Origin of the sequence: Marinobacter sp., from assembly GCF_014859525.1 — a bacterium.
Lineage (GTDB): Bacteria > Pseudomonadota > Gammaproteobacteria > Pseudomonadales > Oleiphilaceae > Marinobacter.
Genome location: NZ_JACUUB010000032.1, coordinates 1 through 13,028, shown reverse-complemented (window position 1 = coordinate 13,028; position 13,028 = coordinate 1). Strand labels below are relative to the sequence as shown.

The 13,028-nt window shown below is 54.7% G+C and carries 13 protein-coding genes; 1 reads left to right on the top strand and 12 read right to left on the bottom strand.

All coding sequences use genetic code 11. The annotated features are described in order from the left end of the window. Positions 1–40: 40 nt before the first annotated feature. The 12 genes from atpG to IBX51_RS08515 form a co-directional block, all read right to left on the bottom strand. Entirely contained in the window at positions 41–901 is an 861-nt protein-coding gene (gene atpG / locus IBX51_RS08570; protein WP_291830731.1) for a F0F1 ATP synthase subunit gamma, read from the bottom strand. 70 nt (positions 902–971) lie between these two features. Beyond that, positions 972–2,516: a F0F1 ATP synthase subunit alpha gene (gene atpA / locus IBX51_RS08565; RefSeq protein ID WP_291830730.1), complete on the bottom strand. Its 1,545-nt coding sequence runs from the start codon at positions 2,514–2,516 to the stop codon at positions 972–974. 28 nt (positions 2,517–2,544) lie between these two features. Continuing rightward, positions 2,545–3,081, bottom strand: a complete 537-nt coding sequence (locus IBX51_RS08560) for a F0F1 ATP synthase subunit delta (protein WP_291830729.1) — start codon at positions 3,079–3,081, stop codon at positions 2,545–2,547. 12 nt (positions 3,082–3,093) lie between these two features. After that, the gene (locus IBX51_RS08555) at positions 3,094–3,564 is read right to left on the bottom strand and encodes a F0F1 ATP synthase subunit B (protein WP_044388690.1); all 471 of its coding nucleotides are present in this window, start codon (positions 3,562–3,564) and stop codon (positions 3,094–3,096) included. Positions 3,565–3,660: 96 nt separating this feature from the next. Beyond that, a complete protein-coding gene (gene atpE / locus IBX51_RS08550; protein ID WP_291830728.1) occupies positions 3,661–3,891 on the bottom strand; it encodes a F0F1 ATP synthase subunit C in 231 nt (76 codons plus the stop codon). An 84-nt stretch (positions 3,892–3,975) separates the two neighbouring features. Beyond that, a complete protein-coding gene (gene atpB, locus IBX51_RS08545) occupies positions 3,976–4,845 on the bottom strand; it encodes a F0F1 ATP synthase subunit A (RefSeq protein ID WP_291830727.1) in 870 nt (289 codons plus the stop codon). A gap of 18 nt (positions 4,846–4,863) precedes the next feature. Beyond that, positions 4,864–5,256, bottom strand: a complete 393-nt coding sequence (locus tag IBX51_RS08540) for an ATP synthase subunit I (protein WP_291830726.1) — start codon at positions 5,254–5,256, stop codon at positions 4,864–4,866. A gap of 218 nt (positions 5,257–5,474) precedes the next feature. Next, positions 5,475–6,350: a ParB/RepB/Spo0J family partition protein gene (locus IBX51_RS08535; RefSeq protein WP_291830725.1), complete on the bottom strand. Its 876-nt coding sequence runs from the start codon at positions 6,348–6,350 to the stop codon at positions 5,475–5,477. A 60-nt stretch (positions 6,351–6,410) separates the two neighbouring features. Further along, positions 6,411–7,205 carry a ParA family protein gene (locus tag IBX51_RS08530; protein WP_291830724.1) on the bottom strand — a complete coding sequence of 265 codons (795 nt, stop codon included), beginning with the start codon at positions 7,203–7,205 and terminating at the stop codon, positions 6,411–6,413. Between the two features lie 23 nt (positions 7,206–7,228). After that, complete coding sequence (rsmG, locus tag IBX51_RS08525) at positions 7,229–7,876, bottom strand: 16S rRNA (guanine(527)-N(7))-methyltransferase RsmG (RefSeq protein WP_291830722.1); 648 nt, start codon at positions 7,874–7,876, stop codon at positions 7,229–7,231. 1 nt (position 7,877) lies between these two features. Next, positions 7,878–9,764, bottom strand: coding sequence for a tRNA uridine-5-carboxymethylaminomethyl(34) synthesis enzyme MnmG (gene mnmG / locus IBX51_RS08520; RefSeq protein ID WP_291830721.1), 1,887 nt, complete (start codon positions 9,762–9,764; stop codon positions 7,878–7,880). A 349-nt stretch (positions 9,765–10,113) separates the two neighbouring features. Continuing rightward, entirely contained in the window at positions 10,114–11,409 is a 1,296-nt protein-coding gene (locus IBX51_RS08515) for an MFS transporter (protein ID WP_291830720.1), read from the bottom strand. Positions 11,410–11,632: 223 nt separating this feature from the next. Between IBX51_RS08515 and IBX51_RS08510 the strand changes: the two genes are divergently transcribed. After that, positions 11,633–12,898 carry an EAL domain-containing protein gene (locus tag IBX51_RS08510; RefSeq protein WP_291830719.1) on the top strand — a complete coding sequence of 422 codons (1,266 nt, stop codon included), beginning with the start codon at positions 11,633–11,635 and terminating at the stop codon, positions 12,896–12,898. The last annotated feature ends 130 nt before the right edge of the window (positions 12,899–13,028 follow it).

Genomic DNA, 13,028 nt, shown 5'->3' with positions numbered 1-13,028 from the left:
TATCTAGTAGTCAATAAAACCAGTAGGTTTGTGAGCGTAATCACACGGATGACGCGCCGCTCACAATCTCTGAAATCTCTTGGGTGATGGCTGCCTGACGGGCCTTGTTATAGGCCAGCTGAAGCTCGTCAATGATGCCACCTGCGTTGTCTGTCGCGCTCTTCATGGCAATCATCCGGGCAGCCTGTTCACAGGCCAGATTCTCTACCACACCCTGATACACCTGGGATTCGATATAACGTGGCAATAGCCCGTCGAGAATCGGACGTGAATCCGGCTCATAGAGATAATCCCACTGGTGACCAACATCTTCGTCTTCGCCTTCCGGCAGAGGTAGCAGCTGGAGAGAGGTCGGGCTTTGAGTCATGGTATTCACAAACTCATTGCTCACCAGGTAAAGGCGATCGATCTTGCCTTGCTCAAAACTGTCGAGCATTACCTTAACGCTACCAATCAGCTCACTTGCAGACGGGTCATCACCCATGTGAGTGACAGCCGCTACAACGTTACCGCCGTAACTGCGGAAGAAAGACGCGCCTTTTTGCCCCATGGCGCAGATGTCGGTCTCAACACCTTTTTCTTTCCATCCACGCATCTCGCGTACCAGCAGTTTGAACACGTTGGTGTTCAGACCACCACAAAGGCCACGGTCGGAGGAGACTACAATGTAGCCCACCCGCTTGACCTCACGCTCCTGCATGAACGGATGACGGTAATCTTTGTTGGACTTGGCAATGTGTCCGATTACCTGCAGCATCTTTTCGGCGTAGGGGCGAGTTGCCCGCATACGATCCTGAGCTTTACGCATTTTACTCGCCGCCACCATTTCCATGGCGGAAGTGATCTTCTGCGTGCTCTTGATGCTTCCGATCTGGTTACGTATTTCTTTTCCGACGGCCATAATTCACTGCCTTTTCAAGTTAGACACTCAAACGGACCAGCAGGCCCGCACGATGGCGGGCCTAATGGATTTACCAGCTCTGAGTGGTCTTGAATTTTTCCAGAGCAGCTTTCAGGCCGGCAGCGATGTCGTCGTTGAAGTCACCATCGGCACCGATCTTGTCGAGAAGATCTTTCTGCTCTGAACGCATCCAGTCGAGCAGCTGTGCTTCAAACTTAACGACCATGTTTACATCAACATCGTCCAGGAAGCCTTCGTTTGCTGCGAACAGCACGGTACCCATTTCCGCAACGGTCATTGGGCTGTACTGGTTCTGCTTCATCAGCTCGGTAACGCGCTGACCATGCTCCAGCTGCTTACGAGTTGCTTCGTCAAGATCAGAAGCAAACTGAGCAAACGCTGCCAGTTCGCGGTACTGAGCCAGAGCCAGACGAATGTTACCGCCAAGCTTCTTCATGATCTTGGTCTGGGCTGCACCACCTACCCGCGATACCGAAATACCGGCGTTCATAGCCGGACGGATACCGGAGTTGAACAGGTTGGTTTCCAGGAAGATCTGACCATCGGTGATGGAGATCACGTTGGTCGGTACAAACGCAGAAACGTCACCAGCCTGGGTTTCGATGATCGGCAGCGCGGTCAAAGAACCGGTCTTGCCCTTCACTTCACCCTTGGTCATCTCTTCGACGTACTCGGCGTTAACACGGGAGGCACGCTCAAGCAGACGGGAGTGCAGATAGAAAACGTCACCCGGGAAAGCTTCACGACCTGGCGGACGACGCAGCAGCAGAGAGATCTGACGATACGCAACAGCCTGCTTGGACAGGTCATCGTATACGATCAGAGCGTCTTCACCGCGGTCACGGAAGAACTCGCCCATGGAAGTACCAGAGTATGGCGCCAGGAATTGCATGGCAGCAGGGTCAGCCGCGCCCGCAGCAACCACAATGGTGTGGTCCATGGCGTCATGCTCTTCCAGCTTGCGAACAACTGCCGCAATGGAAGACTGCTTCTGACCAACGGCAACGTAGATACACTTGATGCCGGTGTTCTTCTGGTTGATGATCGCGTCGATGGCAACGGCGGTCTTACCGATCTGACGGTCACCGATGATCAGCTCACGCTGGCCACGGCCGATCGGAACCATGGTGTCGATGGCTTTCAGACCGGTTTGTACCGGCTCGTCAACAGACTTACGAGCGATAACACCCGGTGCAACCTTCTCAACAGGTGCGGTCAGGCTGTTACCCAGCTCGCCCTTACCGTCGATCGGATTGCCCAGACCGTCTACGACACGGCCCAGCAGTTCGTTACCAACCGGTACTTCCAGGATACGGCCGGTGCAACGAACCTTCTGGCCTTCAGCCAGACCTTCGAAGTCGCCCAGTACTACCGCACCAACAGAATCACGCTCCAGGTTCAGCGCCATACCGAAAGTGCCGTTGGCAAATTCAATCATCTCACCGTACATAACGTCGGCAAGACCGTGGATCAGCACGATACCGTCAGAAACCGACAGGATCGTACCTTCGTTCTTTGCTTCGGAAGAGATGTCGAGTTTCTCGATTCTCTTCTTGATGATGTCACTGATCTCGGATGGATTCAGTTGCTGCATGCCTTTGTCCTCAAACCTTGTGCTGAAATCAGGAGCCCAGAGCCTTGGCCATTCTGGCCAGTTTGCCACGGACTGAAGCGTCGATAACCAGGTCGCCTGTGCGTACTACCACGCCGCCAATCAGAGACTGATCAACCGCGGTTTCAAGCTCAACCTTGCGCTCCAGCTTTTCGGACAGTGCCTTGATCAGTTTCTGCTGTTCGTCGGCAGACAGTTCAAACGCGGTATTCACCGTCAGTCTGACGGAGCGATCGAGATCTGCACGATACGTACTGAACAGCTTGGAAACTTCCGGCAGCAGGGCCAGACGCTTGTTTTCAGCTAGAATCAACAGGAAATTTCTGAGCGCTTCAGGCAGGGGCTCTTCAAAACAATCGGCGAAGAGTTCCGCCTTGCGCTGCTCAGACAGGCCAGGATTGGCCAGAATGTTCGCTACCTCTTGGTCAGCCGCGACCAGTGCGGCAAAAGTCAGAGCCTGATCCCATTGATCAATGGCATTCTGGTCTTTTGCGGCGTCGAATACGGCTTTCGCGTAGGGTCGGGCTAACGTAGTCAGTTGTGCCATGATGACCCTCTTTTAGAGTTCTGCGGCCAGCTTGTCCAGCATCTCGCTGTGAGCTTTGGCATCTACAGAGGTTTCCAGAATCTTTTCGGCACCGGCGATGGCAAGAACTGCCACTTCTTTACGCAGTGCGTCACGAGCCTGAACACGCTCCTGTTGAATTTCGGCCCTGGCCTGCTCAATCAGTTTGTCACCCTCTTTGCGAGCATCGTCTTTTGATGCTTCAACAATCTGGGCAGCACGCTTATTGGCCTGGTCAATCAGGACTGCAGCTTCCTGTTTTGCTTTTTGCAATTCTTTGGAGGCTTTTTCCTGCGCAAGTTCCAGATCGAGTGAAGCCCGATCTGCGGCAGAAAGGCCGTCGGCAATTTTCTTCTGGCGCGCTTCCATGGCTGCCGTAATCGGCGGCCACACGAATTTGACGCAGAACCAGACGAAAATAGCGAAGGCAATCGCTTGCCCTATCAACGTAAGGTTTATATTCACGGCAATATACCTCTTGCTATTCGTTGCGTCCTGGTTTCCGGAAAACCGGGCGCGGCCTCAACTCAAGTGAGCAGCACCCTGGTTTCTCGGGATTAATTAACCAGCTACAACGAAGATCAGGTACATCGCGATACCAACACCGATCATCGGAACAGCGTCAAGCAGACCAGCCATGATGAAGGTCTTGGTTTGCAGCTGCGGAGCCATTTCAGGCTGACGCGCAGAAGATTCAAGCAGTTTTCCGCCCAGCAGAGCAAAGCCAATGCCGGTGGCCAGAGCGCCAGAACCCAGGATGATAGCCGCTGCGATGAGTGCGATAGTTTCCATTTAAAACTCCTTAGCTTTCAGTTTATTAAAGGTTTATGTCGGATTTTTCAATCCAGGTTTTTACGAAAACGTCTTGCTGGCCCGTTAATGATCTTCGTGAGCCTGACTCAGGTAAACCACTGACAGTGTTGTGAAAATAAACGCCTGCAGGGTAATAACCAGAATGTGGAAAATTGCCCACGGCACATTCAATGTCCACTGGATCCAGAACGGCAGAATGGCGATCAGGATGAACACTACCTCACCGGCGTACATGTTACCAAACAGACGCAGCGCCAGGCCGATGGGTTTGGTCAGCAATCCGATGATCTCGAGCACCAGGTTGAACGGAATCAGAGCCCAATGGTTAAACGGTGTGAACGACAGCTCTTTGGCAAACCCGCCAGCACCTTTTACCTTGATGCTGTAGAAGATAATCAGCAGGAACACACCGATGGAGATACCGAAGGTACCGTTCGGATCGGTCGTTGGGACAATCTTGAAGTACTCCAGACCCAGAGCATGGGCAATCTGGGGTATGAAATCCACCGGGATCAGCTTCAGGCTGTTCATCAGGAAGATCCAGACAAACATGGTCAGAGCCAGAGGCGCAATCACCGGGTTTTTGCCGTGGAAGCCGTCGCGAACAATGTTCTGAACAAACTCAAAGGTCATTTCGACCATGTTTTGCATGCCAGAGGGCACGCCACTGGTGGCCCGCTTGGCGACCATGCGGAAGATGGTCAGGAACAGGATGCCCATAAAGATGGACCAGCCCAGGGTGTCCACGTGGAACGCCATGAAGCCCATGTCGGTTGCTTCGGTGGAGGTACGCGCAAACGTCCAGCCAGCTTCCTGCAATACGGTGACATCGTTGGTGTAAGGGTCAACCCGCTCATAGCCGGCAGGAAGCTTGCCGTAAGTGAGGTTTTGAAGGTGGTGTTGAATATATTCTACTGGGGTATCAGCTGCCATACTGCTCTCACGTCCAGTCTATAGCTGTCTTTTAGGTTGAATGAGGAAGCGCAAAGCACCGCCAAGTACAACCATTACAGCAAAAGTGAATAACAGAGCCGGCACATGTACTGGCTCCATCAAGATGAAAACTGCCGCAAAACCCACTGCGGTAAGGGCAAGCTTGATGCCTTCTGCCCTGAACATGTTGCCCACCATCATGGATGCCTGCCGGGCACCTTGGTACCGGTACATCCGGTGAGCAAAATACGCGTTTGGTATGACAAAAATAAGACCGCCGATAAACGCGGAATAACCTGCCAAACGACTTTCCAATAGCCATAACAGACTTAGAGTGATCACCGCTGCCATCTCGATAACCAGCCACTTTAACAGGGGCAAACGTATGATGGCTTTTGTGGAACGGGTCATATCACCAGCTGTTGTTACAAGCGCGCAGAATTATATGTGTTAACCGATAGCTGTTCAACACAACTCACCCGAAACAATGTTGGTTTTTTAATCAGTTCGAGCTGACTAATGCCAACCCTTCACACAAGTTGTGTTTTGCAATCTCTTAAGCAACCACATGTGGTGTTTGGTGCAAAAAGGCCGACTTTAGGATGAATTTTCAGGCTTCGCCTAATGGCTTAGCGAATGTGGCCTAGAATACCATCCAGCTCATCCAGAGAGCTGTATTCGATCACCACTTTGCCTTTTCCGCGCTTACCATGATTAATCGCTACCCGGGCGCCCAAACGCTCGGAAAGATTGTCTTGCAAGCTTCGGATATTCGGGTCCAGGGCTTTCTTGCCATGGTCTTCAGTAGCGGGCTTTTCCTGCTGGATTCTGCGAACCAGCGCTTCGGTCTGACGAACCGACAGGGATTTGGCCACTACCTGGCGAGCCACCTGCATTTGTTGTTCCGGTAGCAAAGTCAGCATGGCACGGCCGTGGCCCATTTCTAGGTCACCGTGTTCGAGCATGGTGCGCACATCTTCGCTCAGGCCAATCAACCGCAGCAAATTAGTGATGGTGGTTCGGGATTTACCGACGGCTTCAGCCACCTGAGCCTGGGTCAGGCCAAACTCCTCCTGCAAACGCTGAAGTGCGAAAGCTTCTTCTATAGGGTTCAGGTTTTCGCGCTGAATGTTCTCGATCAACGCCATGGCGATGGCGGCTTCGTCCGGAACATTGCGGATGATCGCCGGAATGGTGTCGAGTTCGGCGATCTGGGTGGCCCGCCAGCGGCGTTCGCCAGCAATCAACTCGTACCGGCCCTCGGCAATCGGGCGGACCACAACGGGTTGCATCACACCTTGTTGGCGTATTGAGTCTGCCAGCTCTTGCAGGGAGGTCGGGTCCATATCCCGGCGCGGCTGATAACGACCACGCTGGATCAGATCAACAGGGATATCCCGCAATTCACGGTCGTGGTCCGTGGTTTCGTGATTCAGGTTGACCTTGGAGCCTTGTAGTAGAGCCCCCAAACCACGTTCGCCCAAGCCTCGTTTCTTCGCCGCCATGGTGTCTGTCATTCTTCCCGTTGAATTGGTTGCTGCATGGTTGCCAGAGTGGCGGCTATGTTACACCGCAACGGCGGCGGATGTCTTTTTTGATCCGTGCCGACGCACCATCTCACCCGCCAACGCCAGGTAAGCCACGGCCCCCTTGGACGCACGATCATAGGCCAGCGCCGGCATGCCATAGCTGGGCGCTTCGGCCAGGCGCACGTTGCGGGGAATCACAGCTCGGTAGACTTTGTCACCGAAGAATTCACTCAGCTGGCTTGATACGTCCAGAGTCAGGCTGTTGCGCGGATCGTACATAGTGCGCAGTATGCCTTCGATCTCCAGGTCCGGATTGACCGTCTCCTGAATCTGCTCAACGGTGTTCATCAGCGCCGCCAGACCTTCCAGAGCATAATACTCGCACTGCATCGGAATCAGCACAGAGTCAGCTGTCGAGAGCGCATTGACGGTCAGTAAATTTAAAGAAGGCGGGCAATCGATCAGAATGTAATCGTAATTTTCTCGCACGCTGTTCAGCGTCAGCCTCAGGCGGTGCTCGCGACCAATCTCGTTCATCAATTCAACTTCTGCCGCGGTCAGGTCACCGTTGGCCGGCACAATGTCAAAGCCCGAGGCTTCAGCGCGCACGATTACTTCGGCCGGCGTCGCTCGCTTGGTCAACAGGTCGTAGCCCGACAGCTGCAGAGAATTTTTATCCACACCACTGCCCATGGTGGCATTGCCCTGGGGGTCCATATCGACCAGCAAGACCCGACGCTTCGTTGCCGCCAGGGAGGCTGCAAGGTTGACGCAGGTGGTGGTTTTGCCCACACCGCCTTTCTGATTGGTCACTGCAATCACGCGCGCCATGCTTTGCCTCCTGCTGTTGCGGGTTACCGGAACTGTTCGCCCCGGGTGACGATCAGCAAGTGCCGCTCACCGTCTGCACCGGGAACCTTTAGGGAATGGCTGGATTCTACCTGCCAGCCAGCCGGAAGGGCAGCTGCTTCTTCATCCGGATACTGGCCTTTCATGGCAAGGAACTGGCCGTCACTGGCCAGCAGCGGTCCACACCAGGTCACCAGGTTTTCCAGCGCAGTAAAGGCTCGGCTGCTGACTTGAGTAAAGGGCTGTGCCGGCTGACAATCTTCAGCCCGGCCGTGAATAACCTCAACATTATTCAGGCCAAGCTCCAGAATACACTGATTCAGAAACCGTGTTTTCTTGCCATTGCTGTCTAGTAGGGTAAAGCGCTTGTTCGGAAACACAATGGCCAGCGGTATGCCCGGCAGGCCACCACCAGCACCGACATCCAGCAAATGCTCTGCGGCAATCCATGGCAGGATACTCAGGCTGTCCAGCAACTGCCGCGACACCATCACTCGCTCGTCACGCACGGCGGTCAGGTTGTAGGCTTTGTTCCACTTATTAAGCAGTGCCAGAAAGGCCAGCAACTGTTGTTGCTGGCCTTCACTGAGTGCAAGATTCATTTCGGTCAGCCCGTCACGAAGCTGGTCCGACCACTGCTGTGGATACGTCATGTCAGGCGCTTTGCTTGCGGATCAGATCCCGCTTTTTCAGATGCACCAGAAGCTGACTGATCGCTGCCGGCGTGACACCCTGAATACGGGACGCCTGAGCCACGGTTTCTGGTCGCACCGTTTGCAGCTTCTGCTTGATTTCGTTAGACAGGCCGCCGATTACTTCGTAATCCAGATCCACTGGCAGACGGGTGTTCTCATTTCTGCGCAGACGGTCAATCTCGTCCGCCTGGCGAGAAATGTAGCCTTCGTACTTGATCTCGATTTCGACCTGTTCGGCCACGTTCGGATCCTCCGCGTGCTCCGCACCGATCTCGGCAATGTGCGGATAGGCGATTTCCGGACGACGCAGCAATTCGGCCAGGGACTGGTCCCGGGTCATCGGTTGTTTAAGATGAACGTTGGCGCGCTCTCCGGCGTCGGTGCCTGGATGAACGCGGGTGCCTTCAAGTCGGCTGCGTTCTTTGGTGATCGATTCGCTCTTGGTGCTGAACGCCTGCCAGCGCTCATCGTCTACCAGGCCCAGCTTGCGGCCGGTTTCGGTCAGCCGCAGGTCGGCGTTGTCTTCGCGCAGGATCAATCGATATTCGGCGCGGCTGGTAAACATGCGGTAGGGCTCTTGAGTACCCATGGTAATCAGGTCATCCACCAGCACGCCCAGATAGGCCTCGTCCCGGCGTGGGTACCACTCATCTTTGTCTTGGGCGCGCAGGGCGGCGTTAATGCCTGCCAGCAAGCCCTGGGCACCGGCTTCTTCGTAACCGGTAGTGCCGTTGATCTGGCCAGCAAAGTACAGGCCCTGGATGAATTTGGTTTCCAGAGTGTGGCGCAGGTCCTGCGGGTTCAGGTAATCGTATTCAATAGCGTAACCCGGCCGCAGGATGTGGGCATTCTCAAAACCAGGAATGGATTGCACCGCTTTCAGCTGGATATCAAACGGCAAGCTGGTGGAAATGCCGTTGGGGTATAACTCGTTGGTGGTCAGGCCTTCCGGTTCGACAAAAATCTGGTGCGAATCTTTATCCGCAAAGCGATTGACCTTGTCTTCAATGGACGGGCAATAGCGCGGACCGACGCCTTCAATATTGCCGGCAAACATCGGTGAGCGATCAAAACCGCTGCGGATGATGTCGTGGGTTTCTGCCGTGGTGCGGGTAACGTAACAACAGATCTGCTCCGGATGTTCATGACGGCTGCCGATAAACGACATCACAGGAGTCGGGTCATCGCCCCACTGCTGTTGCATGGCAGAAAAGTCCACGGTGCGGGCATCGATGCGCGGTGGTGTACCGGTCTTCAGGCGGCCAACATTGAACGGCAGTTCCCGCAGGCGCTGAGCCAAAGCATTGGCGGGCGCGTCACCGGCACGGCCGCCGGCATGGTGCTGCATACCAATGTGGATAACGCCGCCCAGAAAGGTGCCGGTGGTCAGCACGACGGTCTTTGCATTAAAACGGATACCCGTCTGGGTAACTACTCCCACCACCTGATCGCTTTCCACAATCAGATCGTCCGCTGCCTGCTGAAACAGAGTCAGGTTGGGCTGGTTTTCCAGGGTATGACGAATCGCAGCCTTGTACAGAATCCGGTCAGCCTGGGCACGAGTTGCACGCACCGCCGGACCTTTGCGACTGTTCAGAACCCGAAATTGAATACCCGATTTATCAGTAGCTCGGGCCATGGCACCGCCCAGAGCATCGATTTCTTTTACCAGATGGCTCTTGCCTATGCCACCGATGGCCGGGTTACAGGACATCTGACCCAGGGTTTCAATGTTGTGGGTCAGCAGCAGGGTTTTGGAACCCATGCGCGCCGCCGCAAGAGCGGCTTCGGTACCGGCATGGCCACCACCAATGACAATAACATCGAAACGGGTTGGAAACTCCACACTACACCTCGGAAATCGGGCTGAAAAAAAGGGATAAAAACAGGCCGGCGAGTATAACGCCTCGTCCGGCAAATTACAGTCGGAATGTGCAAATTTTAACCAGAGACGGGTGCCACGGAAAGACCCGATCGGTTCGACCCGGTAAAACGACCTTCCGACAGGCAGATTTCAGCTAAGTGAAAACCGAAACTTTTTTCTTTTCAGTTGGTTGTCGTTGCCTGTTCATAAAAGTTTTCAAGAAAGTTATCCACATTACTGATCACTTTCCAGCACCTTTATAACAGCTATAACTCACTGTTTTATATAGCTATTACAAAAACGACTCAAGGCTTATCCGAAGGTTTTCCCCTTAATTATCCACAGCTTTTCTGGTGCGGCGACGCAATCCCAGCACACCCACCCACACCAGAGCGTTAACCACTGACAGCATAAGGAAAAAAGTAGGAATACCCAGTTCAAAAATACCCAGTATGACGATACCTACTAAAGCGCTACAGACCATGAACAAGGAGTTGATAACGTTCAAAGCCGCAATGATCCGCGCCCGCTTATGATCCGCCGTCTGGTGCTGGATAAACGCGTACAGCGGCACGATGAACAAACCACCGCAAATGCCGATGCCGACCAGATCCAGCAGCACCCGGATATATACCGGGTCGGTGAGCAGGGTCAGCCAGGTCGACGGGCTGGGATTGGCCGGCACCGCAAAGAACAGATCAACGCCCAGCAGGGTCAGGCCAAGTGCTCCCCAGGGCACTGGCGACAAGGTGATCTGATGTTTGGTGAGCCGTTCACACAACATGGAGCCGATGGCGATGCCGACAATGAACATAGCCAGCAGCAAGGTCACGGCGGTTTCATCACCGGCCAGCGAGGTTTTGGCAAAGTTGGGAAATTGCGTCAGATAAGCCGCACCGAGAAACCAGAACCAGGAAATGGCCAGAATGGCCCAGAGTACCTGGCGCTGCTCTGCCGCCACCGTCATCAGCCGCCAGGTTTCCAGTAACGGCCGGAACTGCACTTTCACTTCCGGCGTGTCATCCCGGGTATCCGGAACCTGCCGGGCCGCGAGGTAGCCGAGCAACGCCATCACCACCACACCGACCGCGGTAATCCGTGCCGCCTGCTCTGCGCCCATGAGCAGGCCGGCAGCAATGGTACCCAGCAGGATCGCCACAAAGGTGCCCATGCTGACCAGGCCGTTGCCCCCGACCAGTTCATCATCGGCCAACACCCTCGGCAGGATGGAATACTTCACCGGGCCGAAAAACGTGGACTGAACCCCCATCAGGAACAGCAACACCAGCAAAAACTCGTACCAGCCAAACCAGAGGCCCAGAGCCGCCAGCAGCATGATACCGATCTCGGCCGCTTTGACATTGCGGATAATCCGGGCCTTCTCGTAGCGATCGGCCATCTGGCCGGCAATGCCGGAGAACAGGAAGAACGGCAGGATGAACAGGAAGGCCGCAATGTTCACCACCACGTTTACCGACAGGCCCATCAGGCCGCCAGCCTGAAAGGTGATCAGCAACAGCAGCGCGTTTTTATAGAGATTATCGTTAAAAGCACCGGAAAACTGGGTCAGATAGAACGGTAAAAACCGGCGCTGACCCAGCAACCGGAACTGACTGTGTTCACTCATAAAAAACCTTGTGATGGTGCAAATTACCCTGCCCTGTGTGCTTTTTGCACGCTGATGGTGCAGCTGAAACGGCTCAGTGTCGTCCTCAGGCCATGCGCGTGCTGCGCTGACGCGCCGACTCGACCGCCCGGCCGATTGGCACAGAATTCGCTTCGTCTGTTCTCCTAACCTAATTATTCAGCGGCCAGGATGGCTCCATGATTGCAGTATAGGGTTCCTGACCATGAAACGCGTATTGCGACTTGCCGAACATCGGCACAGAACGTCGGGTAAGTCTGCCAGTTTTATAGAACATCATGATTTCCATTCGGTGTACCAGCCCATTCTCAGCCCCACTCACCAGAAGCTGGTGGGCTACGAGGCTCTGGTCCGGGTAAAGCGTGGAAACCAGGTTATCGCACCGCCCTCGCTGTTTGACCAGGCCTCCATTCAAGGTGTTACCACAGAGCTGGACCGGCATCTGCTCAACTTGCACCTGAACAACTTTGGTCTGAAGACCAGCCCGGTCTGGCTCTTTATCAATATCAATCCGGACACCCTGTTTCACCATGCCGACTATCTGGGCCAACTGGCCGATCAGTGCAGGCATGTGGGACTGCACCCGGAACGAATTGTGCTGGAGCTGGTCGAGACCGCCACTCGTGACACCAACACCCTGCTGGAGTTTATTCAGGAAGCCCGCGATTATGGTTTTCAGATTGCGATTGATGACTTCGGTATGGGCGATTCGAATTTCGAGCGGCTTTGGCGAATCAACCCGTTGATCGTAAAGATTGATCGAAGCCTGTTGGCCAATGCCGAGAAACACCAGCGGGCTCGGCTGTTGTTGCACAGCCTGGTACGGATGATCCGGGAAAGTGGCAGTCTGGTGCTGCTGGAAGGCATCGAAAATGAAGCCCAAGCCCGCATTGCTCTGGATACCGAGGCCGATCTGGTCCAGGGCTTTCTGTTTGCTCGCCCCAAACACAGCTCCCACGAGTGCACGGTCGCGGCGGAGAACGCGTTGAAAAGGGTAGTGTCGAATTCCGAGCAGTGGAACCTGAACGATTACCAGAGTCAGGAAACCTACATGAAGCTGCTCCGCTTCGAGATCATGGAGGCATGCCATCAGCTGGCTCGACGGGAATCCTTTGACCATGTTTGCCGGTCGCTGCTGCAAGTGGAAGGGGTAAAGCGGTGTTTTGTTCTCAACAGCGAAGGTGTGCAGCAAGGCAGCGTAGCACAGGGTGGACAGCTGTCCGGACAATACTTTAACCCGTTGTATCACTCATCAGGTGCCTGCTGGAGTCACCGGGAATACTTTCGCAATGCTCTGGACCGGCCCCAGAAAATCAACAGTTGCCGGCCCTATGTGGCCCTGCCGGATGCCCGTAGAACAGTCACCCTGTCTACCTGTCTGTCCAGTGCCGACGGTCAGAGTATTTTCTGCGTCGACATTCACCCCGATGAGGTACTCGGCGGGCAACTGCTGTTTCCGTCTGTACTTTAACAGTATCAGAAATCGTCGGCTTTCCGGGCCGGGCTACTCGCCCGGCCCGGGCCACCGGCGGTGCCGATCGCGAGACGTTCCAGCTCCTTTTCCACGGCATTAGACGATTTGGCAAAGCGCGCCAGCAGGT

Excerpts from the sequence above, each read along its gene's own strand:
- IBX51_RS08535 (WP_291830725.1), bottom strand. The coding sequence starts at position 6,350 with ATGGCGGCGAAGAAACGAGGCTTGGGCGAACGTGGTTTGGGGGCTCTA.
- rsmG (WP_291830722.1), bottom strand. The coding sequence starts at position 7,876 with ATGACGTATCCACAGCAGTGGTCGGACCAGCTTCGTGACGGGCTGACC.
- IBX51_RS08540 (WP_291830726.1), bottom strand. The coding sequence starts at position 5,256 with ATGACCCGTTCCACAAAAGCCATCATACGTTTGCCCCTGTTAAAGTGG.
- IBX51_RS08530 (WP_291830724.1), bottom strand. The coding sequence starts at position 7,205 with ATGGCGCGCGTGATTGCAGTGACCAATCAGAAAGGCGGTGTGGGCAAA.
- atpG (WP_291830731.1), bottom strand. The coding sequence starts at position 901 with ATGGCCGTCGGAAAAGAAATACGTAACCAGATCGGAAGCATCAAGAGC.
- IBX51_RS08560 (WP_291830729.1), bottom strand. The coding sequence starts at position 3,081 with ATGGCACAACTGACTACGTTAGCCCGACCCTACGCGAAAGCCGTATTC.
- atpE (WP_291830728.1), bottom strand. The coding sequence starts at position 3,891 with ATGGAAACTATCGCACTCATCGCAGCGGCTATCATCCTGGGTTCTGGC.
- atpA (WP_291830730.1), bottom strand. The coding sequence starts at position 2,516 with ATGCAGCAACTGAATCCATCCGAGATCAGTGACATCATCAAGAAGAGA.
- IBX51_RS08510 (WP_291830719.1), top strand. The coding sequence starts at position 11,633 with ATGAAACGCGTATTGCGACTTGCCGAACATCGGCACAGAACGTCGGGT.
- IBX51_RS08515 (WP_291830720.1), bottom strand. The coding sequence starts at position 11,409 with ATGAGTGAACACAGTCAGTTCCGGTTGCTGGGTCAGCGCCGGTTTTTA.
- atpB (WP_291830727.1), bottom strand. The coding sequence starts at position 4,845 with ATGGCAGCTGATACCCCAGTAGAATATATTCAACACCACCTTCAAAAC.